General features: G+C 67.7%; 20 protein-coding genes. 15 read left to right on the plus strand and 5 right to left on the minus strand.

What is annotated here, in order from left to right; genetic code table 11:
- The first annotated feature begins 8 nt into the window (after positions 1 to 8).
- The 3 genes from CBM2588_RS02765 to CBM2588_RS02775 all read left to right on the plus strand — a co-directional run bounded on the left by CBM2588_RS02765 (position 9) and on the right by CBM2588_RS02775 (position 3,171).
- On the plus strand, positions 9 to 1,343 hold the full coding sequence (locus CBM2588_RS02765) for an aromatic ring-hydroxylating dioxygenase subunit alpha (RefSeq protein ID WP_115679257.1): 1,335 nt from the start codon (positions 9 to 11) through the stop codon (positions 1,341 to 1,343).
- Entirely contained in the window at positions 1,340 to 1,840 is a 501-nt protein-coding gene (locus CBM2588_RS02770) for an aromatic-ring-hydroxylating dioxygenase subunit beta (RefSeq protein WP_115679258.1), read from the plus strand. Before CBM2588_RS02765 ends, CBM2588_RS02770 begins: the two co-directional genes overlap by 4 nt.
- 194 nt (positions 1,841 to 2,034) lie before the next feature.
- Positions 2,035 to 3,171, plus strand: a complete 1,137-nt coding sequence (locus CBM2588_RS02775; protein ID WP_115679259.1) for a porin — start codon at positions 2,035 to 2,037, stop codon at positions 3,169 to 3,171.
- 30 nt (positions 3,172 to 3,201) lie between these two features.
- Here the strand turns inward: CBM2588_RS02775 and CBM2588_RS02780 are convergent, their stop codons facing one another.
- Both CBM2588_RS02780 and CBM2588_RS02785 read right to left on the minus strand, forming a co-directional pair.
- Positions 3,202 to 4,743 carry a YifB family Mg chelatase-like AAA ATPase gene (locus CBM2588_RS02780; protein WP_115681371.1) on the minus strand — a complete coding sequence of 514 codons (1,542 nt, stop codon included), beginning with the start codon at positions 4,741 to 4,743 and terminating at the stop codon, positions 3,202 to 3,204.
- Between the two features lie 88 nt (positions 4,744 to 4,831).
- A complete protein-coding gene (locus tag CBM2588_RS02785) occupies positions 4,832 to 5,110 on the minus strand; it encodes an accessory factor UbiK family protein (RefSeq protein ID WP_012351595.1) in 279 nt (92 codons plus the stop codon).
- A gap of 389 nt (positions 5,111 to 5,499) precedes the next feature.
- On the opposite strand from CBM2588_RS02785, the gene CBM2588_RS02790 reads away from it, so the two are divergent.
- The 12 genes from CBM2588_RS02790 to mnmH all read left to right on the plus strand — a co-directional run bounded on the left by CBM2588_RS02790 (position 5,500) and on the right by mnmH (position 17,143).
- Positions 5,500 to 6,282, plus strand: coding sequence for a TorF family putative porin (locus CBM2588_RS02790; RefSeq protein ID WP_115679260.1), 783 nt, complete (start codon positions 5,500 to 5,502; stop codon positions 6,280 to 6,282).
- Between the two features lie 52 nt (positions 6,283 to 6,334).
- A complete protein-coding gene (locus tag CBM2588_RS02795; RefSeq protein WP_115679261.1) occupies positions 6,335 to 6,673 on the plus strand; it encodes a P-II family nitrogen regulator in 339 nt (112 codons plus the stop codon).
- 32 nt (positions 6,674 to 6,705) lie between these two features.
- The gene (gene amt, locus CBM2588_RS02800; protein ID WP_115679262.1) at positions 6,706 to 8,265 is read left to right on the plus strand and encodes an ammonium transporter; all 1,560 of its coding nucleotides are present in this window, start codon (positions 6,706 to 6,708) and stop codon (positions 8,263 to 8,265) included.
- Between the two features lie 557 nt (positions 8,266 to 8,822).
- Positions 8,823 to 10,118, plus strand: a complete 1,296-nt coding sequence (gene gshA, locus CBM2588_RS02805; RefSeq protein ID WP_115679263.1) for a glutamate--cysteine ligase — start codon at positions 8,823 to 8,825, stop codon at positions 10,116 to 10,118.
- A gap of 8 nt (positions 10,119 to 10,126) precedes the next feature.
- Positions 10,127 to 11,092, plus strand: coding sequence for a glutathione synthase (gene gshB, locus CBM2588_RS02810; protein WP_115679264.1), 966 nt, complete (start codon positions 10,127 to 10,129; stop codon positions 11,090 to 11,092).
- Positions 11,093 to 11,170: 78 nt separating this feature from the next.
- Positions 11,171 to 11,626 carry a PTS sugar transporter subunit IIA gene (locus CBM2588_RS02815; RefSeq protein ID WP_012351600.1) on the plus strand — a complete coding sequence of 152 codons (456 nt, stop codon included), beginning with the start codon at positions 11,171 to 11,173 and terminating at the stop codon, positions 11,624 to 11,626.
- Entirely contained in the window at positions 11,595 to 11,864 is a 270-nt protein-coding gene (locus CBM2588_RS02820; protein WP_115679265.1) for an HPr family phosphocarrier protein, read from the plus strand. Before CBM2588_RS02815 ends, CBM2588_RS02820 begins: the two co-directional genes overlap by 32 nt.
- A 49-nt stretch (positions 11,865 to 11,913) precedes the next feature.
- Complete coding sequence (ptsP, locus tag CBM2588_RS02825; protein ID WP_018008657.1) at positions 11,914 to 13,686, plus strand: phosphoenolpyruvate--protein phosphotransferase; 1,773 nt, start codon at positions 11,914 to 11,916, stop codon at positions 13,684 to 13,686.
- A gap of 214 nt (positions 13,687 to 13,900) precedes the next feature.
- On the plus strand, positions 13,901 to 14,206 hold the full coding sequence (locus tag CBM2588_RS02830) for a (2Fe-2S)-binding protein (RefSeq protein WP_026164535.1): 306 nt from the start codon (positions 13,901 to 13,903) through the stop codon (positions 14,204 to 14,206).
- A gap of 123 nt (positions 14,207 to 14,329) precedes the next feature.
- Positions 14,330 to 14,809 (plus strand): bacterioferritin, encoded by a 480-nt coding sequence (bfr, locus tag CBM2588_RS02835; protein ID WP_115679266.1) that lies wholly within the window; start codon positions 14,330 to 14,332, stop codon positions 14,807 to 14,809.
- Between the two features lie 184 nt (positions 14,810 to 14,993).
- Entirely contained in the window at positions 14,994 to 16,037 is a 1,044-nt protein-coding gene (gene selD, locus CBM2588_RS02840) for a selenide, water dikinase SelD (RefSeq protein WP_115679267.1), read from the plus strand.
- Positions 16,037 to 17,143, plus strand: coding sequence for a tRNA 2-selenouridine(34) synthase MnmH (gene mnmH, locus CBM2588_RS02845; RefSeq protein ID WP_115679268.1), 1,107 nt, complete (start codon positions 16,037 to 16,039; stop codon positions 17,141 to 17,143). The genes selD and mnmH overlap by 1 nt, the downstream gene beginning before the upstream one ends.
- A gap of 84 nt (positions 17,144 to 17,227) precedes the next feature.
- Here the strand turns inward: mnmH and CBM2588_RS02850 are convergent, their stop codons facing one another.
- The 3 genes from CBM2588_RS02850 to gpmA form a co-directional block, all read right to left on the minus strand.
- A complete protein-coding gene (locus CBM2588_RS02850) occupies positions 17,228 to 18,025 on the minus strand; it encodes a HesA/MoeB/ThiF family protein (protein ID WP_115679269.1) in 798 nt (265 codons plus the stop codon).
- Positions 18,026 to 18,056: 31 nt separating this feature from the next.
- Positions 18,057 to 19,664, minus strand: coding sequence for a S41 family peptidase (locus tag CBM2588_RS02855; RefSeq protein ID WP_115679270.1), 1,608 nt, complete (start codon positions 19,662 to 19,664; stop codon positions 18,057 to 18,059).
- A gap of 179 nt (positions 19,665 to 19,843) precedes the next feature.
- On the minus strand, positions 19,844 to 20,590 hold the full coding sequence (gene gpmA / locus CBM2588_RS02860; protein WP_115679271.1) for a 2,3-diphosphoglycerate-dependent phosphoglycerate mutase: 747 nt from the start codon (positions 20,588 to 20,590) through the stop codon (positions 19,844 to 19,846).
- Between the last annotated feature and the right edge of the window lie 141 nt (positions 20,591 to 20,731).

A 20,731-nucleotide genomic window follows, 5' to 3' on the forward strand; every position in this document is an offset into this window, starting at 1 on the left:
AAAGACCAATGAGCAGATACCGGGACAATGCCGAGGCCTTGCGCAGCCTGGTGCAAGACCGGCAGGTGCACCGCGACGTGTACCTGGACCAGGAAGTGTTCGCGCTGGAGATGGAGCGGCTGTGGGCGCGGGCGTGGGTGTACGTGGGGCACGACAGCCAGGTGCCGGCGGCCGGCGACTACATCACGGCCGATATCGCGGGGCAGCCGGTGGTGATGGTGCGGCAGCCCGACGGGAACGTGAAGGTGTTGCGCAACCGCTGCGCGCACAAGGGCGCCAGGCTGGTGTCGCAACCGAGCGGCAACACCGGCCGCTTCTTCCGCTGCCCCTACCACGCATGGACCTACAAGACCGACGGCGCGCTGTTGTCGATCCCGTTGCGGCAGGGCTATGCGGGCACCGGGCTGGAGGCCTGTCCCGCCGGGCAGGGCATGGGCGCGCTGCGCCACGTCGAGAACTACCGCGGCTTTGTCTTCGTGCGGCTGTCCGATGAGGGGCCGGGCTTCCGCGATTATTTTGGCGCGACGTTATCCTCGATCGACAACATGGTCGAGCGCTCTCCCGACGGCGAGCTGGAAATCGCCGGCGGCGTGCTGCGCTATCGCCACGACTGCAACTGGAAGATGTTCGTCGAGAACCTGAACGACACCATGCATCCGATGGTGGCGCACGAGTCATCGGCGGGCACGGCGAAGGAACTGTGGGCGGACCAGCCCGAGGACGCGCCCAAGCCGATGGCGATCGAGCAGCTGGTGCCGTTCACCTCCGGCTATGCCTTCTCGGACGAGATGGGGGTCAGGGTGCTGGCCAACGGCCACAGCTATACCGGCGTCGGCGCGGTGTCGCTGCATGCCGGCTATGTGGGGCTGCCCGAGTACGAGGCGCGCATGGCGCAGGCCTATGGCGCCGAGCGCGCGGCGCAGATCCTGGCCACGGTGCGGCACAACACCGTGCTCTACCCCAGCCTGACCCTCAAGGGCGCGATCCAGGCGATCCGCGTGGTGCGCCCGCTGGCGGCGGACCAGACCGTGGTCGAGTCGTGGACCTTCCGGCCCAAGGGGGCGCCGGACACGCTGCTGCGGCGCACGCTGATGTACACGCGGCTGATCAACTCGCCGATGTCGGTGGTCGGCCATGACGACCTGCACGCCTACCGGGCGATGCAGCAGGGCCTGCGCGCGGATGGCAATGAGTGGGTCAGCCTGCACCGCAACTTCGACGCGAATGAACTCGGCCAGCACGACACCACTGCCAATGGCACCAGCGAGATCTCGATGCGCAACCAGTTCCGCGCATGGATCCGCTACATGGCGCCGGATTTCAACACGGGAGACGCAACATGAATGCAACCCAGCAAGCCGTGCCGCCGGGCCGGGACGACCTGGTCGCGCTGGTCTATGAGGAAGCCAGGCTGATCGACGAGAAGCGCTTCGACCAATGGCTGGCGCTGTTCGCCGATGACGGGCACTACTGGATTCCGCTGGTGCCCGGCCAGCAGGACGGCATCGACCACGCCTCGCTGATGTATGAAGACCGGCTGCTGCTGCAGCTGCGCATCGAGCGCATGCGCAACCCGCGCGCGTTCTCGCTGCAGCCGGAGCCGCGCTGCCTGCACGTGCTGCAGTGTCCCGAGATCGTCGCCATGGCGCACCACGAAAACACCTACCTGACGCGTACCCGCTACATCTATGTGGAGACCGCCGGGGAGACGCAGCAGGTCTACGCCTGCACGGCCGAGCACACGCTGTCGCAGCAGGACGGCCGGCTGAAGATCCGCCAGAAGCGGGTCAACCTGCTGAACTGCGACGCGGCGTTGCCTTCGGTCCAGCTGTTCATGTGACCGCCGCGGGCCTGCCGCACCGCATCGGCTGCTAGCCACGCGCCGGGCGCCGCTCTCGCGGCGCCCGGCATATCAGGGAAGGGAAAAAGGGGGAAGTGCCCGCGCGCCGGGCACGGGGCGCGCTCATGCCTGCGTTGCCGGAAGCGGCAAGCAGTGGGGGGTTCCGTGCGCATAAAAACTACAGGAGACATGGCATGACAAGCAATGGAAAACGAAAGCTGGCGCGGCTGTGCGCCGGCGCGCTGGGCCTGGCGGGTTCGGCGTACGCGCAGGAAGGGGTCACGCTGTACGGCTTGTTGTCCGTCGGCGTGGCCTACGTCAACAACGAAGGCGGCCACGCCGCCACCAGGATGGTGCCCGGGACCATGCAGAACAACCGCTGGGGGCTGCGCGGCACCGAGGACCTTGGCGGCGGCGCCAAAGGCATCTTCGTGCTGGAAAGCGGCTTTGGCCTTGACGACGGCAAGTCGCAGCAGGGGGGGCGGCTGTTCGGCCGCCAGGCCTATGTCGGCCTCAGCCATGACCGCTACGGCACGGTCACGTTCGGGCGCCAGTACGATGCCGTGTTCGACACGCTCGGCGCGATGTCGGCGCCGGTGGCGGCGGGCGGGCTGGCGACGCATGTGGGGGACAACGACAATGTGTTCGGCAGTTTCCGCCACAACAACGCGGTCAAGTACATCTCGCCGTCGTGGGGCGGCCTGCGCGCGCAGGCGACCTATGCCTTGTCCGATACCGGCCAGTCGGCCAACAACCGTTCATTCAGCCTCGGCACCAGCTACGCGAGCGGCCCGCTGAAGCTGGCCGCGGCCTACATGCAGCTGGACCGCCCGGGCCTGCTGGCCAGCAACAACGCCGCCGGCGCGGTGACCGACGACTATGCCGGCGCGCCCTTCGTGCTGTTCCACAGCAGCCCGCTGACGCCGGCGGCCGGCGTGGCGCGGCAGCGCGTGGGCGGCATCGCGGCGGGTTACAGCGTTGGTGCGGCCCGCGTCAATGCGATGGTCACGACGGCCCGGTACCGCTACCAGGACGGCACCGCCATGCGGCTGAACAACTACGACGTCAATTTCGGCTACCGCCTGACGCCGGCGCTGGAACTGGGCGCGGCCTATGTCTTCACCGACGGCCACTACACCGGCACGGAAGCCCGGCCCAGATGGCATATGGGGCAGCTCAGCCTCGACTATGCGCTGTCGCGGCGCACGGACGTCTATGTCTATGGCGTCTACCAGCGTGCGCGGTCGGCCAGGGCGGACATCTACCTGTTCGCGCCCTCCAGCAACGGCGGGCAGCTGGTGTTCGTCACGGGCATCCGCCACAAGTTCTGACGGCCATGCCCACGCTGCCGGCGAATCGCCCTAGCCAGCCATGCGCAGCGCGCGCCGGTACTGGATCGCCTCGCCCACGTGCGCCGCATTCAGCAGGTCGGCGCCGGCCAGGTCGGCAATGGTGCGCGCCACCTTCAGCACGCGGAAGTACGAGCGCGCCGACCACGCCAGCCGTGTCATCGCGCCGCGCAGCAGGGCTTGCGCCTGCGGGTCCATGGCGCAGTGCTGCTCGATCTCGCGCCCGCCCAGTTCATTGTTGGGCTTGCCCTGCCGGGCCAGTTGCCGCTCGCGCGCGGCCAGCACGCGCGCGCGCACCACGGCGCTGGCTTCGCCGGGCGGGCCGTCGAGCATTTCGCCCTGGTCCTGCGCGGGCACCTCGACCTGCAGGTCGATGCGGTCAAGCATCGGCCCGGAGATGCGCGACTGGTAGCGCCGCACCTGGTCGGGCGTGCAGCGGCACGGGCGGTCGGGGTGGCCGAGGTAGCCGCACGGGCAGGGGTTCATCGCCGCCACGAACTGGAAGCAGGCGGGGAAGTCGGCGTGGCCGTTGGCGCGGGCGATGGTGATGCGGCCGGATTCCAGCGGCTCGCGCAGGACTTCCAGCACGCGGCGGTCGAACTCGGGCAACTCGTCGAGGAACAGCACGCCGTGGTGCGCGAGCGAGATTTCGCCCGGGCGCGGATTGCCGCCGCCGCCGACCATGGCCGGGCCCGACGCGGTGTGGTGCGGCGCGCGGCACGGGCGCAGCCCCCATGCCTCGGCGCGGAAGCCGCCTGGCGTCAGGCTCATCACGGCGGCGGCTTCCAGCGCCTGCTGCAGCGACATGGGCGGCAGCAGGCCGGGCAGGCGCTGGGCCAGCATCGACTTGCCGGTGCCGGGCGGGCCCACCAGCAGCACCGAATGCTGGCCGGCGGCCGCCACCTCCATGGCCCGGCGCGCCTGCGCCTGGCCGCGCACGTCGCGCATGTCGGCGCCGCGCTCCGCGGCGGGGGGCAGCAGGGGCGGCATGGCGCGCGGCAGCCGCGCCTCGGCCAGCGGGCCGAGGTGGTCGCACGCCTGGCGCAGCGTGGCGGCGGCGTGCACCGCCAGGTCTTCGATCAGCGCGGCTTCGCCGCCGTTGCCGGCGGCGACCAGGAACGCACGCGGCGCCTCGCCCGCGCAGGCGCGGGCGGCGTTGTCGCGCGCCAGCCCCATCGCCATGGCCAGCGCGCCGCGCACCGGGCGCAGTTCGCCCGACAGCGACAGCTCGGCGGCAAATTCGTGCGTGTCCAGCGCGTCGGCCGGGATCTGGCCGCTGGCGGCCAGGATGCCCAGCGCGATGGCCAGGTCGAAGCGGCCGGACTCCTTGGGCAGGTCGGCCGGCGCCAGGTTGACGGTGATGCGACGGTTGGGAAACTCGTAGCCGCTGTTGAGGATGGCGGCGCGCACGCGCTCGCGGCTTTCGCGCACCCCGGTGTCGGCCAGGCCGACGATGGTGAAGGCGGGCAGGCCGTTGGCGAGGTGGGTCTCGACCCGCACCGGCGGCGCGGCGATGCCGGTCAGGGCCCGGCTGCGTAGGACGGCAAGGCTCATGGCATCGAACCGCACGGAACTGTTAACGAAAAAGGCCGCCAGCACTGGCGGCCTTCATACAGGCGGGATGGCGGCGGAACCGGCGGGCTCACGCGCCCCCGGTCGAGTCCACCGAGCCGGCGCCGGGCGGGATGCCGGCGCGGCGCTCCAGCTCCGCCACGCGGCTTTCCAGTTCCTCGAGGCGGGCGCGGGTGCGCGCCAGCACCTGCGACTGGACGTCGAATTCCTCGCGCGTGACCAGGTCCAGCCGGGCAAAGCCCTGGGTCATCATGCTGCGCACGTTTTTCTCGATATCCCTTGCCGGCGAATTGCGCAGCGCCTCGCTGACCTTGTTCTGCAGGTCGTTGAAGAGGTCGGTCGGTTTCATGGTTTCTCCTTTGCGCACCTGAGTGGTGCCAATCCGGGTGGGCATCTGGCGTATGGCGCGCTTTCGCACAGGAATTGGGCGCCCTGAATGCGGGCGGTTCCTGCGCGCGCGGGTCATATGCAGCCACCGTCAGACCTCGATTATCGCCCCAGCGGCACGCCGGCGAAAGCATCGGCGCCGCGCCGTTCACACCTTTTAACCCGATCTGGCGTTGCTGCGCGGTGGTTTCCCGGCTGCCCGGGCTCCGGTCCACCACGCATTGCAGCGCACGGACCGCCGCTTTTCGTGGGGTGGCACGGCTGTTGCAGTAGTGAGTGCGAGCTGCCTCAAAGCTTTACCGGAATCCAACTAAACGAAATCCGAGCCATCAGGAAAAGGAGAAAAATCCCATGAAGAAGTTGGCCCTTGCAGTCAGCGCGATGGTCCTGGCCAGTGCCGCCGGCGGCGCCCTGGCGCAGAGCACCGACGCCGCGGCCCCGGCTGCCGCGCCGGCCTCGCCGCATACGTTCACGGCCAACGTGTCGCTGGTCACGGATTATCGCTATCGCGGCATCAGCCAGACCAACCTGCGACCGGCCATTCAGGGCGGTTTCGACTACGCGCACGAAAGCGGCTTCTACCTGGGCAACTGGAACTCCAGCATCAGCTGGCTGGAAGACGCCAACCCTGCGGTCTCGGCACCGGTGGAAATGGACTTCTACGGCGGCTTCAAGAACACCTTCAAGGTGGCCGGCACCGAATTCGCCTATGACCTGGGCGTGCTCGAGTACTACTACCCGGGCGGCTACAACAATCCGCGCCCGTACACCACCGAACTGTATGCGGGGATCGGCTGGGGCCCGGTCATGCTGAAGTACTCGCACTCGGTCACCAACCTGTTCGGCTGGGCCGACAGCAAGAACAGCTACTACGTCGACCTGAGTGCCAACGTGCCGCTCAACTTCTGGGACCTGACGCTGAACGCGCACGTCGGCTACCAGGGCGTGAAGCACAACAGCGATGCCTCGTACACCGACTGGAAGATCGGCCTGACCAAGGACCTGGGCAAGGGCTTTGCGCTGGCAGTCGCCTATGTCGACACCAACGCCAAGGAAGTGGCCTATACCAGCGCCAATCGCGGCCGCTACCTGGGCAAGGCCGCGGCGTGGGCCTCGATCACCAAGACTTTCTAATTCTGACGCAGCCCGGGCGGGCTGATGCCGGTCCGCTCCCAGGAGAATCCTGATGAAACTCATCATCGCAGTCATCAAGCCGTTCAAGCTCGACGAGGTGCGCGAAGCGCTGTCGGACGTGGGCGTGTCCGGCATCACCGTGACCGAAGTGAAAGGCTTTGGCCGCCAGAAGGGCCATACCGAGCTGTACCGCGGCGCCGAATACATCGTCGACTTCCTGCCCAAGGTGAAGATCGAGGTGGCGGTGCCCGACGACGTGGTCGAGCGCGCCATCGAGGCGGTCGAGAAATCGGCCCGCACCGGCAAGATCGGCGACGGCAAGATCTTCGTGACCCCGATCGAGCAGGTCATCCGCATCCGCACCGGCGAGACCGGCGGCGATGCCCTGTGACCCAAGACAGCATAGAGACAAAGGTGAATCCCATGAAAACCTGGATGAAGCGATTCCTGGCGGCGGGCGCGATGGCGCTGGCCGTCGGCACCGCCGGCGTCGGCATGTCGAGCCCGGCCGCCGCGCAGGACAAGCCGGCAGCCGAAGCCTCGGCCGCCGCCACTTCCGCGCCGGCCGCTGCAGCGGCTGCGGCAGCCCCGGCTGCGGCGCCCGCTGCCGCCCCTGCAGCAGCGCCTGCCGCGGCCGCGCCGGCGGAAGCCGCCGCCGCGCCGGCTGCGCCCGTGCCCAACAAGGGCGACACTGCCTGGCTGCTGGTCTCGACCGCGTTCGTGATCCTGATGACGCTGCCTGGCCTGGCGCTGTTCTATGGCGGCCTGGTGCGCTCCAAGAACATGTTGTCGGTGCTGATGCAGTGCCTGGTGATCTTCTCGCTGGTGTCGCTGCTGTGGGCCATCTACGGCTACAGCTTTGCCTTCACCGAGGGCAATGCGTTCTTCGGCGGCACGGACCGGCTGTTCATGAAGGGGCTGACGGTCGACGCCGTGGCCGCCACTTTCAGCAAGGGCGTGGTGCTGCCGGAACTGGGCTACTTTGCCTTCCAGTGTGCCTTCGCCTGCATCACCTGCGGCCTGATCATCGGCGCCTTCGCCGAGCGCGCGCGCTTCTCGGCGGTGCTGGTGTTCGTGGTGCTGTGGTTCACCTTCGCCTACCTGCCGATCGCCCACATGGTGTGGTTCTGGCCGGGCCCTGACGCCTACACCGACGCCGCCGCCGGCACCGCCGCAACGGCCAAGGCAGGCTGGCTGTTCCAGAAGGGCGCGCTGGACTTTGCCGGCGGCACCGTGGTGCACATCAATGCCGCCGTGGCCGGCCTGGTGGGGGCCTTCATGTTCGGCAAGCGCATCGGCTTCGGCCGCGAGGCGATCCGTCCGCACAGCCTGACCTTCACCATGGTGGGTGCCTCGCTGCTGTGGTTCGGCTGGTTCGGCTTCAACGCCGGCTCGGCGCTGGAAGCCAACGGCTCGGCCGCGCTGGCCTTCGTCAACACGCTGCTGGCGACCTGCGCCGCGGTGCTGTCGTGGACCTTCGGCGAGTGGATCGGCAAGGGCAAGCCGTCGATGCTGGGCGGCGCCTCGGGTGCGGTCGCCGGGCTGGTGGCGATCACCCCGGCCGCGGGCTTCGTCGGCCCGATGGGCTCGATCGTGATGGGCCTGGTAGCCGGCCTGCTGTGCCTGTGGGGCGTGACCGGACTGAAGCGCATGCTGGGCATGGACGACTCGCTGGACGTGTTCGGCGTGCACGGCGTGGGCGGCATCGTCGGCGCGCTGCTGACCGGCGTGTTCGCCGCGCCCAGCCTGGGCGGCACTGGCATCTACGACTACGTCGCCAACAAGGTGGCGGACGACTACTCGATCGCCGGCCAGCTGTGGATTCAGTTCGAAGGCGTGCTCACCACCGTGGTGTGGTCTGGCGTGGTGGCCTTCGTCGCCTACAAGCTGGTGGACATGCTGATCGGGCTGCGCGTGCCGGAAGACGAAGAACGCGAAGGCCTGGATATCACCTCGCATGGCGAAACCGCCTACGAAGGCTGATCGCAAAGGTGTTGTGCTGGAGGGCTGATTGGGAATCTGCTCTCAGGAGTTTTGCCCGGCTGCGTGCCGGGCTTTTTTCTTTGTTGCGTTGACCGGGGTTGCAGACATTAGGCCTGCGGCGATCACGCATGGCGACGCGGACAAGCCCGTCGCGACGCCTGCCCGGATTGCCAGCGAAACCCGCGAAGCCAGTGCTGGCGCGGGCCAGCCGGCAATCCCGCGCGCTGCGCGCGGGCTTTTCGCAAAGTGCTTAACTCCGATCTTAAAAAGCTTCAATTGTCTTTAATGTGCGGCGCACATACATTGCCATTGAGGCAGTTTCCTCCACCTGCAGAACGCTCCCCGTATCTGTCAGGCCATTTAAAAGCGCGGCATCGCCGCGCTTTTTTTTTGCCCGCACGCCGCGCGGGCGCGGCCCTCTTTATTTCGCGCCGCCCATCCCCATATGGTTATCCCTTATGCCAGGCGCTGCATATCCTTATAAAGGGTGTGCCAGCGCCCGGTTGGACGTTCCTCTACAATCGGGGCGAACGATTAAGACGATCTATAGGATGGATATGGTCCCGCATCTCATCACCGCGCTGAACGGTCCGCTGCTCGAACTGGAAAAGAAGATCCTGGACGCGACCCCGTCCATCGAGCGCTGGTTCAGGCTGGAATGGCAGGAGCATACGCCCCCGTTCTATTGCTCGGTAGACCTGCGCAACGCCGGCTTCAAGCTGGCGCCGGTCGATACCAACCTGTTCCCGGGCGGCTTCAACAACCTGGCCCCCGAGATGCTGCCGCTGGCGGTGCAGGCGGCGATGGCCGCGATCGAGAAGATCTGCCCGGATGCCAAGAACCTGCTTCTGATTCCGGAGCGCCACACCCGCAATATGTTCTACCTGCAGAACGTGGCGCGGCTGTCGCTGATCATGCGCCAGGCCGGGCTGAACGTGCGCCTGGGCTCGCTTTCCGAGGAAATCACCGAACCGACCCCGATCGAGCTGCCCGACGGCCAGACCCTGGTGGTCGAGCCGCTGGCGCGCCTGGGCACCAAGGGTCGCCGGCTGGGCCTGAAGGACTTCGATCCCTGTTCGATCCTGCTCAACAACGACCTGTCGGCCGGCATCCCGCCGATCCTGGAAAACATCAACGAGCAGTACCTGCTGCCGCCGCTGCACGCCGGCTGGTCCACGCGTCGCAAGAGCAGCCACTTTTCCGCCTATGACGAAGTGGCGAAGAAGTTCGCCAAGCTGATCGACATCGACCCGTGGATGGTCAACCCGTACTTCGCCCGTACCAGCGGCGTGAATTTCCACGAGCGCGTGGGCGAGGAAGAGCTGGCCGACGCGGTCGAAGGCGTGCTGAAGAAGATCGCCAAGAAGTACCGCGAGTACGGCATCAAGGAAACGCCGTACGTGGTGGTCAAGGCCGATGCCGGCACCTATGGCATGGGCATCATGACCGTGCGCGACCCGTCCGAGATCAAGGGCCTGAACCGGAAGGAGCGCAACAAGATGAGCGTGGTCAAGGAGGGCCTGGAGGTCAGCGACGTCATCATCCAGGAGGGCGTGCACACCTTCGAGAAGGTCAACGAGGCGGTGGCCGAGCCGGTGGTGTACATGATCGACCGCTACGTGGTGGGCGGCTTCTACCGCGTGCACACCGGCCGCGGCAACGACGAGAACCTGAACGCGCCCGGCATGCATTTCGTGCCGCTGGCGTTCGCGCCCAACGGCATCCCGGACAGCCACGCCAAGCCTGGCGCGGCGGTGCCGAACCGCTTCTACATGTATGGCGTGGTGGCGCGGCTGGCCTTGCTGGCGGCGTCGCTGGAGCTCGAGAAGACCGACCCCAACCCGATCATCTGAACGCCACCATGCGCATCCTCTTCATCACCGATCCGCTGGAGACCTTCAAGACCTACAAGGACTCCACCTACGCCATGATGGCCGAGGCCGCCGCGCGCGGCCACGAGCTGTACTGGTGCCTGCAGCCGCAGCTGGCGCTGTCCGGACGCACGGTCGAGACCGTGGCCACGCGCCTGCACCTGACCGGCGAGGATGGCGGCGAACACGGCGCCTGGTACCGCGAAGGCAACAGCGCGCTCGAGCCGCTGTCGGCCTTCGACGCGGTGCTGATGCGCAAGGACCCGCCCTTCGACATGGAATACGTGACCAGCACCTGGCTGCTGGAGCTGGCCGAGGCGCAGGGCGCGCGCGTCTTCAACAAGCCGCGGGCGATCCGCGACCATTCCGAGAAGCTGGCGATTGCCCAGTATCCGGAGTTCATCACGCCGACGCTGGTCACGCGCGACCTGGCGCGCATCCGCGATTTCCACGCCGAGCATCGCGACATCATCGTCAAGCCGCTCGACGGCATGGGCGGCATGGGCGTGTTCCGGGTCGGCGCCGACGGCATGAACCTCGCCGCGATCGTCGAGACGCTGGGCCAGGACGGCGCCCGTTCGCTGATGGTGCAGCGCTATATCCCGGCGATCAAGGACGGCGACAAGCGCGTGCTGCTGATCGGCGGCGTGCCGGTGCCGTATTCGCTGGCGCGCGTGCCGATGGCGGGCGAAGTGCGCGGCAACCTCGCCGCGGGCGGCACCGGCCGCGCCCAGGAGCTGAGCCGGCGCGACCGCGAGATCGCCGAGGCGCTGGCGCCGGGGCTGTGGGAGCAGGGCCTGCTGCTGGTTGGCCTGGATGTCATCGGCGACTACCTGACCGAGGTCAATGTGACGAGCCCGACCTGTTTCCAGGAGATCACGCAGCAGACCGGCTTCCATGTCGCGGCGATGTTCACCGACGCGCTGGAGCACGCGGTCGGGGCGGCCGGGAGCTAGGCGGCACCGGCCCGGGCGGGCAGCGGGAGCGCCGGGGGGCGCCTGCTACAATCGGGGCAATCCAACGGATTCACCATCATGGCAGGCATCCTGATCATCGCGCACACCCCGCTGGCATCAGCCCTGCGCGATTGCGCCGCCCACGTCTACTGTGGCCAGCCGCAGCGGCTGGAAGCCATCGACGTCCTTCCCGATGCCGATCCCGCGGCCGTGCTGGCCGAGGCCAGGCGCCGGCTGGAAGCCATATGCGAAGACAACGGCGCGCTGGTCCTGACCGACATCTTCGGCGCCACCCCCGCCAATATCGCCGCGCGCCTGGCCGAGCCGGGCCGCGTGCGCGTGCTGGCCGGCGTCAACCTTCCCATGCTGGTCCGTGCCATCTGCTACCGGGCCGAAAAGCTGGACCAGCTCGCCACCAAGGCGCTGGCCGGCGGCTCGCAGGGCGTGCTGCAGGTCGGCACCACCACCGTCCAGAATCAAACCGCCAATCATCCCGACAAATATGCTGCAGAGGGACACCACCATCATCAATAAACTCGGACTGCACGCACGCGCGTCCGCCAAGCTGACCCAGCTCGCCGGCAACTTCGTCAGCCAGGTCAAGATGTCCCGCAACGGACGCCAGGTCGATGCCAAGAGCATCATGGGCGTGATGATGCTGGCCGCCGGGATCGGTTCGACCATCACGATCGAGACGGAGGGTCCCGACGAGCAGGAGGCGATGGACGCGCTGCTGGCACTGATCGCCAACCGCTTTGGTGAAGGGGAGTGAGGCCGGCGGCCTTGACCCGAATTGATAAACGTTCCTGACGGAGCGGTACATGCCTTTCGCCTTGCACGGCATCCCGGTCTCGCGCGGCGTCGCCATCGGCCGCGCGCACCTGCTTGCGCCCGCGGCGCTGGACGTGTCGCACTACCTGGTCGATGAAGAGCAGCTCGACGCCGAGGTGGAACGGCTGCGCGCCGCGCGCGCCGCGGTGCGGGCCGAACTGGCCGCGCTCAAGCGCGACCTGCCGCGCGACGCGCCCGAAGAAATGGGCGCCTTCCTCGACGTGCACGCGATGATCCTCGACGACGAGGCGCTGGCGCGCGAGCCCGAGGCGCTGATCCGGGGCCGGCGCTACAACGCCGAGTGGGCCCTGACCACGCGCCTCGAAGAGCTGATGCGCCAGTTCGACGAGATCGAGGACGAATACCTGCGCGAGCGCAAGGCCGACATCCAGCAGGTGGTGGAGCGCATCCTGAAGGCGCTGGCCGGCGCCCCGGTGCTGGTGCCGGCGCCGGTGCCCGCGCTGGCCGCCGACGGCGAGCCCGCGCCGGGCGTGATTGTGGTAGCCCACGATATCGCGCCGGCCGACATGCTGCAGTTCCGCCACACCGTGTTCCACGGCTTCGTCACCGACCTGGGCGGGCGCACCTCGCATACCGCCATCGTCGCGCGCAGCCTCGACATCCCGGCCGCGGTCGGCGTGCAGAGCGCGAGCGAGCTGATCCGCCAGGATGACTGGATCATCATCGACGGCGACGCCGGCCTGGTGATCGTCGACCCCACCGCCATCATCCTCGAGGAATACCGCCACCGGCAGAGCGAGCGCGTGCTGGAGAAGAAGCGCCTGCAGCGCCTGCGGCATACGCCGGCGGTGACGCTGGACGGGATCGAGATCGAGCTGCTGGCCAACATCGAGATGGCCGAGGATGCCGGCGCCGCGCTGGCCGCCGGCGCGGTCGGCGTCGGCCTGTTCCGCTCCGAGTTCCTGTTCATGAACCGGCGCGACGAGCTGCCGGGCGAGGAAGAGCAGTTCCAGGCGTACCGCGGCGCGGTCGATGCCATGCACGGGCTGCCGGTGACCATCCGCACCATCGATATCGGCGCCGACAAGCCGCTCGACGCCCGCGGGGACGGCCGCGCCGATGACTTCGAGACCGCGCTGAACCCGGCGCTGGGCCTGCGCGCGATCCGCTGGTCGCTGTCGGAACCAGGCATGTTCCTGACCCAGCTGCGCGCGCTGCTGCGCGCGTCGGCCTTCGGCCCGGTGCGGCTGCTGGTGCCGATGCTGGCGCATGCCAGCGAGATCGACCAGACCCTGGCGCTGATCGCCAAGGCCAAGCGCCAGCTCGACGAGCGCGGCGAGCCCTATGATCCCGGCATGAAGGTCGGGGCCATGATCGAGATCCCGGCGGCGGTGTTGCTGCTGCCGCTGTTCCTGCGCAAGATGGATTTCCTGTCCATCGGCACCAACGACCTGATCCAGTACACGCTGGCGATCGACCGCGCCGACAACGCCGTGGCGCACCTGTTCGACCCGCTGCATCCGGCGGTGCTGCAACTGGTGGCGCGCACCATCCGCGAAGCCAATCGAGCCGGCGTGCCGGTGGCGGTGTGCGGCGAGATGGCTGGCGACCCGTCGATGACGCGGCTGCTGCTGGGCATGGGACTGCGCGAGTTCTCCATGCATCCCGCGCAGCTGCTGCGGGTAAAGCAGGAGATCCTGCACGCCAATTGCGAACGGCTGGAACCGCTGGTCGACCAGCTGCTGCAGGCCTACGACCCCGAGGAACAGGCCGCGGTGCTGCGGCAGATCGCACGACCCTGACAGCGTCAGGGTTTTCCGAGGCAAAAAGGCGGCTGGCGCGGCACTTCCCTAAGCAGAAAAGTGCCGCGCCAGCCGCCTTCTTTTTGCGTCCAGTGACGTCTTCCCGACCTTCCTCGATGTGGCTTAATGGGAATTGTTATCATTATTGATCTCTGATATTCTGACGTTCATTCGCAGGGACATGCCGGTGTCCCGCGCCCCAACGGAGGGACTTGTGTACGTCTGCATCTGCAACCAGATCACCGATCGTGAGATTCACGGTGCCGCGCACCTGGGCGTCGAAACCCTCGACGAACTGGCTGAAACGCTCGGCGTCGGCACGTGCTGCGGCCGTTGCCGCGAGTGCGCGCAGCAGGTGTTGCAGGAAGGCGTGGCCGCGGTACGCAATGTCACGGTGGCGACCCTCGCCAGCATCCAGGTTGTGGAGATTTCTTCCTGTTCCGCTTCGGGCCCATGTACCATAATGGACACTCGGGACCCGGCAGTCGCGAACGACCAGCGCAAGGCGCTGGTGGCCTGAACGCGCCCATGAACTGAAAGTTCAGTTCACGGCGCGTTTTTGCGCATTCCTTTTTTCTGACTGCACGGCGCCATTGGCGCCGTTTCGTATTTCTGCGCGGGCCCGATGCAACAGGAGCCGCCAATGAAAGGTGACAAGAAGGTCATCCAGCATCTGAACGCCCAGCTCAAGAACGAGCTGACCGCGATCAACCAGTATTTCCTGCACGCCCGCATGTATTGCCACTGGGGCCTGAAGAAGCTCGGCGACGTGGAGTACAAGGAATCGATCGGCGAGATGAAGCACGCCGACCGCCTGATCGACCGCATCCTGATGCTGGACGGCCTGCCCAACCTGCAGGACCTGCACAAGCTGCTGCTGGGCGAAGACACGCCCGAGATGCTCAAGTGCGACCTGAAACTGGAACAGACCGCGCACACCACCGTCAAGGAAGGCATTGCCTATTGCGAATCGGTCGGCGATTACGTCAGCCGCGAAATTCTGGTCGATATCCTCACCGATACCGAGGAACATATCGAGTACCTGGAAACGCAGCTGGACCTGATCGACAAGGTCGGGCTGCAGAATTACCTGCAGTCGCAGATGGAGCCGGGCGAGCAATAAGCCGCCGTTTTCGGCGCGGCCGCTCCTACGGGCGGCCCGCCCCAGCGCGCGGCGCCGATCGGTGCCGCCCGGTTGCTCGCCTGCAGGCAGTAACCCTTCTCATTCCAATTCCTCTCTTCATCCAGGCGTCGCCGGCGGGGCCAAGGCTCCTGACCCGCCGGCGCGCCGCGCGGAGCCCACGCCCATGACCAGTCCCATCCGCCTGACGCAGTACAGCCACGGTGCCGGCTGCGGCTGCAAGATTTCCCCCAAGGTGCTCGACGTGATCCTGGCCGGCAGCGGCGCGCAGCACCTTGACCCGCGCCTGTGGGTCGGCAATGCTTCGCGCGATGACGCGGCGGTGTATGCGCTGGATGGCGCCGACGGCCAGCGCGGGGTGGTTTCGACCACCGATTTCTTCATGCCCATCGTCGACGATCCGTTCGACTTCGGCCGCATCGCCGCGACCAATGCGATCAGCGACATCTACGCCATGGGCGGCGACCCGCTGATGGCCATCGCCATCCTGGGCTGGCCGGTCAACGTGCTGCCGCCCGAGGTGGCGCGCGAAGTGGTGGCGGGCGGGCGCCGCGCCTGCGACGACGCCGGCATTCCGCTCGCGGGCGGCCATTCGATCGACGCACCCGAGCCCATCTTCGGCCTGGCGGTCACGGGACTGGTCGAGCGTGCGCACATGAAGCGCAACGACACCGCCACGCCCGGCTGCCGGCTGTACCTGACCAAGCCGCTCGGCATCGGCGTGCTGACCACGGCCGAGAAAAAGGGTCTGCTGCGTGACGACAACCGCCACCTGGCGCGCGACTGGATGTGCGTGCTGAACCGGCCCGGCAGTGCCTTCGGGCGCTTGCCCGGCGTGCGCGCGATGACCGACGTCACCGGTTTCGGGTTGCTGGGCCACCTGGTCGAGATGGCCGACGGCAGCGGCCTGACCGCACGCATCGACTATGCCGCGGTGCCGGTGCTGGATGACGTGGCCGACTACATCGGCCAGGGCTGCGTGCCGGGCGGCACCCAGCGCAACTTCGACAGCTACGGCCATCGCATCGCGCCGCTCAGCGAGACCCAACGCGCGCTGCTGTGCGATCCCCAGACCAGCGGCGGCCTGCTGGTCGCGGTCGAGCCCGCGGGTGAAGGCGAGTTCCTGGCTGAATGCCAGCGCCTGGGGCTGGCGCTCGCCCCGATCGGCGAGATGGTGGCCCGCGCCGCACTGGCCGTAGAGATCCGCTGATGCGTCCAGATACGGCCGACTTCCGCAAACTGTTCCTCAGTGGCGTCGCCATGCTGGACGTGCGCGCGCCGCTGGAGTTCGCGCGCGGGGCCTTCCCCGGCGCGGTCAACCTGCCGCTGATGGACGATGCCGAGCGCCACGAGGTCGGCCTGTGCTATGCGCAGAAGGGCCAGCAGGCGGCGATCGAACTCGGCCACCAGCTGGTGTCCGGCCAGCGCAAGGCGGCGCGCATCGCCGCCTGGGCGGAGTTTGCGCGCGCCCATCCGGACGGCTACCTGTATTGCTTCCGCGGCGGGCTGCGCTCGCAGCTGGTGCAGCAGTGGCTGCGCGAGGCGGGTGTCGACTATCCACGCGTGACCGGCGGCTACAAGGCAATGCGTGGCTTCCTGATCGAAACCATCGATACCGCGGCGGCAACGCAGCCGTGGTTCGTGGTGGGCGGGCTGACCGGCAGCGGCAAGACCGACGTGCTGGCCGACGTGCCCGCGTCGATCGACCTGGAAGGCCATGCGCGCCACCGCGGCTCCGCCTTCGGCCGCCGCGCGCTGCCGCAGCCGCCGCAGATCGACTTCGAGAACGCCCTCGCCATCGACGTGCTGCGTCATCTCGACGCCGGCTGGCGCTCGCTGGTGGTGGAAGACGAAGGCCGTTTCATCGGCAGCCGCGACGTGCCGCAGGCGCTGTCGCAGCGCATGCAGGCCAGTCCGCTGGTATGGCTGGAAGCGCCGTTCGACGCCCGCGTCGAACGCGTGCTGCGCGACTACGTGCAGGGGCTGGCGGCGGAATTCATCGACACGAAGGGCAGCGTGGAAGGCTTCGACGCCTACGCCACGCGCCTGCGCGATGCGATGGCCGCGATCGCGCCGCGGCTGGGCGGCGCGCGCTACGGCAAGCTGTCGGCACTGCTGGACCAGGCGCTCGCGCGCCAGGCCGAGTGCGGCGAGGTAGCGCTGCACCGCGGCTGGATCGAAGTGCTGCTGCGCGATTACTACGACCCCATGTATGACTTCCAGCGCGCCCAGCGCGAGGCGCGCATCGTCTTCCGCGGCGACCGCGAAGCCGTGACGGACTGGCTGCTGGCGCACACGGCGCGGCAAGGGGAATAGGGAGATCCGGGGCCGCAAGCGAGTAGCGGCTGGCCGGCAAGACCGGCACCGCCACGCATCGGGGTGTGGATCAGTCGGCCGGGCTCAGTGCCCGCCGCACACCGGGCAATCCGGCGTGCGCGCCAGCCGCATGGTGGTCCATTCCATCGACAGCGCATTGACCATCAGCAGCCGGCCGGCGAGGCTGTCGCCGACATCGGCAAGCAGCTTGAGGGCCTCGGCTGCCTGTACGGTGCCGACCATGCCGACCAGTGGCGCGAACACGCCCATGGTGGCGCAGGCGACTTCCGGCGCGGGTTCGGCCGGCGGGAACAGGCAGGCGTAGCAGGGCGCGTCGGGCTGGCGGCGGTCGAAAACGCTGATCTGGCCGTCGAAGCGCAGCGCTGCGCCGGAGACCAGCGGCACCTTGTGGCGCACGCAGGCGCGGTTGACAGCCTGGCGCGTGGCGAAGTTGTCGCAGCAGTCGAGCACCACGCTGGCCGACGCCACCAGCTGGTCCAGTTCGGCATCGCCCACGCGCGCCGGCACCGTGACGATGTCCAGGCCGGGGTTGATGCGCAGCATGCCTTCGCGGGCGGAGTCGACCTTGGGCCGGCCCACGTTGGCGGTGGTGTGGATGATCTGGCGCTGCAGGTTGGTCAGGTCGACCTCGTCGTTGTCGACCACGGTGATGCGGCCGACGCCGGCCGAGGCCAGGAAGGGCAGGGCGGCAGCGCCGAGGCCGCCGGCGCCGATCACCAGCGCATGTCCGGCCAGCAGGCGTCGTTGGCCTTCGATGCCCAGCTCGTCGAGCAGGATGTGGCGCGAATAGCGCAGCAGTTGTTCGTCGTCGAGGCCGTCGGACGGGTCGTCCTGCGGGCCTGCGTGAATCGCGTCGCTCATGCCGGCAGCCTCAATGAAAGGCGTCTGGAGTTTACGGTGCCTTGCCGGTCGGCGTGCCCAGCGGCTCGCCGATCGGCGCGCTGGCCGGAGGCTGCTTGCCGGGGGCCGGTGCCGCCGGCTTGGTGGCCGGTGCGCTGACGCCCTTGGCGCCGCTCTTGCCCGAGGGTTTCGCCGCCTTGCCGTTGTCGGCGGGCGGGTTCGTTTCCAGCTTGGACTTGGAGCGCTTGACCGGCTGTCCGTTGAGCTGGGCGATGGCCTGCTGCAGCATGAAGTCGTCCGCCGAGCCGAATTCCACCGGCTTCTTGCGGCGCTCTTTTTCGCGCTCTTCCGGGGTCTTCTTGGCGTTCTCTTCTTCCAGGCGGCGCAGTTCCTCGACGCGGCGCTGCTCGCGCTCGGTCATTTCCGGTTCTTCCGATTCCTGCTTGTTGTGCAGGTGGCGCTCGGTATCGATCTCGCGCGTGATCAGCGCGTCGTCCGGATCGCCTTCCGGGTTCTGGTCGACCGGGATATCCGGGCGGATGCCCTTGGCCTGGATCGACTTGCCGCTCGGCGTGTAGTAGTACGCAATGGTCAGCTTGATGCCGGTGTCGTTGGTGAGCGGGCGCACGGTCTGCACCGAGCCCTTGCCAAAGGTGGTCTTGCCCATGATCTGCGCGCGGTGGTGGTCCTGCAGCGCGCCGGCCACGATCTCGGAGGCCGAGGCCGAGTAGGCGTTGGTCAGCACCACCATCGGGATCTTCTTGTACAGCGCGGGCAGGTCCTTGAGCGGATCGTCTTCCAGCGACGACAGGCGGTAATTGTTGTACGAAGCCTTGTACACGCGCTTGGCATCGGGCACCTGGCCGTTGGTCGACACCACCGTGGCATCTTCCGGCAGGAACGCCGCGGCCACGCCGACCGCGCCCTGCAGCACGCCGCCGCCGTTGTTGCGCAGGTCCAGCACCAGGCCCTTCATGTTGGGGTTCTTCTGCGCCAGCTCGGTCAGCTTGCGGGACAGGTCGGAGATGGTGCGTTCCTGGAAGCTGGTCAGGCGGATCCAGCCGATATTGTTGTCCAGCATCTTGGCCTTGACCGACTGCACGCGGATCTCGGCGCGCGTGATCGAGACCGGGAAGGTGCGTTCCTCGCTCTTGCGATAGATCGTCAGCGTGACCTTGGTGCCGGGCTCGCCGCGCATGCGCTTGACCGCCTGCTCCAGCGGCAGGCCGCGCACGGGCTTGTCGTCGATACGGGTGATCAGGTCGCCGGGCTGGATGCCGGCGCGGAAAGCGGGCGTGTCCTCGATCGGGTTGATCACCTTGACCAGCCCTTCTTCCTGCGAGATCTCGATGCCCAGGCCGGCAAAGCGCCCGCGCGTGCCTTCCTGCAGCTCCTTGAAATCCTTCTCGTCGAGGTAGGACGAATGCGGGTCGAGGCTGGCGACCATGCCCTTGATGGCTTCGGTCAGCAGCTTCTTGTCATCGACCGGCTCCACGTACTCTCGCTTGATCTGCCCGAAGATATCGGCCATCAGCCGCAACTGGTCCAGCGGCAGGGGCCCCGATGAATTCTGCGCGGTCGCCGAAATCTGCAGCGTGGCGAGCACGCCGGCGACGAGGCCGACAGAAACTAGGCTGATGTTCTTGAGCGTCTTGCGCATGAGGGCTGCCTGAACTTGTACGCGAAGTACGGGTGTACGGTATGGGGATTATGCCGGCTGCGGCCGCCCGGTGCCGGGCGGTTTGTCCGACAGTATAAGTGCGAGTGGAGAAATGGACCTGTCCCGTCCCGGCTCAGGGTGGGCGGCCGCACATCCGTGCGCGGCCGCCCGGGCGGGTCTCAGCGCGCCTTGCCCTGGCTGGCCACGGCTGCGAGCGACGCGGCGATGGCTTCCTGGTCACCCAGGTAATAATGGCGCAGGGGGCGCAGGTCGGCGTCCAGCTCGTAGACGAGGGGGGTGCCGTTGGGGATATTGAGGCCGACGATGTCGTCATCCGAAATCTGGTCCAGGTATTTCACCAGCGCGCGGATGCTGTTGCCATGGGCGGCAATGACCACGCGCTTGCCGGATTGGATGTCGGGGGCGATGGATTCGTTCCACAGCGGCATCACGCGGGCCACGGTGTCCTTCAGGCACTCGGTCAGCGGGATTTCGTTGCGCGGCACATTGGCGTAGCGGGGATCGTCGTACGAGGCGCGCGGATCGGTCGGCTCCAGCGCCGGCGGCGGCGTGTCGTAGCTGCGGCGCCAGACCAGCACCTGTTCGTCGCCGAACTTGGCCGCGGTCTCGGCCTTGTTCAGGCCGGCCAGCGCGCCGTAGTGGCGCTCGTTCAGGCGCCATTCGTTGCGCACCGGAATCCACATCAGGTCCATTTCATCCTGCACATGCCACAGGGTGCGGATGGCGCGCTTGAGCACCGAGGTGTAGGCCACGTCGAAGCCCATGCCGGCCTCCTTGAGCAGCTTGCCGGCCTGGCGCGCCTGGGCGGCGCCGGTTTCGGTCAGGTCGACATCGACCCAGCCGGTAAAGCGGTTTTCGAGGTTCCACGTGGATTCGCCGTGGCGGATGAGGACGAGCTTGTACATGCTGCTGCTTCCAGAGAGTAGGTAACCTGCATGCGTCCGCGCCGTCACCTGGAGGGGCCGTAAGAAGGGCCAGGACGGGATTCGGTAAACATCCCATGTCTCGGACAGGCGACAATGGCGGATGGCCGTGCAACGGCAGGG

Source organism: Cupriavidus taiwanensis (assembly GCF_900250075.1).
GTDB lineage: Bacteria > Pseudomonadota > Gammaproteobacteria > Burkholderiales > Burkholderiaceae > Cupriavidus > Cupriavidus taiwanensis_C.

What these genes read in the sequence shown, in the direction of transcription:
- CBM2588_RS02770 (WP_115679258.1), top strand. Translation starts at nt 1,340, where the DNA reads ATGAATGCAACCCAGCAAGCCGTGCCGCCGGGCCGGGACGACCTGGTC.
- amt (WP_115679262.1), top strand. Translation starts at nt 6,706, where the DNA reads ATGAAAACCTGGATGAAGCGATTCCTGGCGGCGGGCGCGATGGCGCTG.
- selD (WP_115679267.1), top strand. Translation starts at nt 14,994, where the DNA reads ATGACCAGTCCCATCCGCCTGACGCAGTACAGCCACGGTGCCGGCTGC.
- CBM2588_RS02815 (WP_012351600.1), top strand. Translation starts at nt 11,171, where the DNA reads ATGGCAGGCATCCTGATCATCGCGCACACCCCGCTGGCATCAGCCCTG.
- gpmA (WP_115679271.1), bottom strand. Translation starts at nt 20,590, where the DNA reads ATGTACAAGCTCGTCCTCATCCGCCACGGCGAATCCACGTGGAACCTC.
- mnmH (WP_115679268.1), top strand. Translation starts at nt 16,037, where the DNA reads ATGCGTCCAGATACGGCCGACTTCCGCAAACTGTTCCTCAGTGGCGTC.
- CBM2588_RS02850 (WP_115679269.1), bottom strand. Translation starts at nt 18,025, where the DNA reads ATGAGCGACGCGATTCACGCAGGCCCGCAGGACGACCCGTCCGACGGC.
- CBM2588_RS02855 (WP_115679270.1), bottom strand. Translation starts at nt 19,664, where the DNA reads ATGCGCAAGACGCTCAAGAACATCAGCCTAGTTTCTGTCGGCCTCGTC.
- gshA (WP_115679263.1), top strand. Translation starts at nt 8,823, where the DNA reads ATGGTCCCGCATCTCATCACCGCGCTGAACGGTCCGCTGCTCGAACTG.
- CBM2588_RS02790 (WP_115679260.1), top strand. Translation starts at nt 5,500, where the DNA reads ATGAAGAAGTTGGCCCTTGCAGTCAGCGCGATGGTCCTGGCCAGTGCC.
- CBM2588_RS02765 (WP_115679257.1), top strand. Translation starts at nt 9, where the DNA reads ATGAGCAGATACCGGGACAATGCCGAGGCCTTGCGCAGCCTGGTGCAA.
- gshB (WP_115679264.1), top strand. Translation starts at nt 10,127, where the DNA reads ATGCGCATCCTCTTCATCACCGATCCGCTGGAGACCTTCAAGACCTAC.
- CBM2588_RS02775 (WP_115679259.1), top strand. Translation starts at nt 2,035, where the DNA reads ATGACAAGCAATGGAAAACGAAAGCTGGCGCGGCTGTGCGCCGGCGCG.
- CBM2588_RS02820 (WP_115679265.1), top strand. Translation starts at nt 11,595, where the DNA reads ATGCTGCAGAGGGACACCACCATCATCAATAAACTCGGACTGCACGCA.
- CBM2588_RS02780 (WP_115681371.1), bottom strand. Translation starts at nt 4,743, where the DNA reads ATGAGCCTTGCCGTCCTACGCAGCCGGGCCCTGACCGGCATCGCCGCG.
- CBM2588_RS02795 (WP_115679261.1), top strand. Translation starts at nt 6,335, where the DNA reads ATGAAACTCATCATCGCAGTCATCAAGCCGTTCAAGCTCGACGAGGTG.
- bfr (WP_115679266.1), top strand. Translation starts at nt 14,330, where the DNA reads ATGAAAGGTGACAAGAAGGTCATCCAGCATCTGAACGCCCAGCTCAAG.
- ptsP (WP_018008657.1), top strand. Translation starts at nt 11,914, where the DNA reads ATGCCTTTCGCCTTGCACGGCATCCCGGTCTCGCGCGGCGTCGCCATC.
- CBM2588_RS02785 (WP_012351595.1), bottom strand. Translation starts at nt 5,110, where the DNA reads ATGAAACCGACCGACCTCTTCAACGACCTGCAGAACAAGGTCAGCGAG.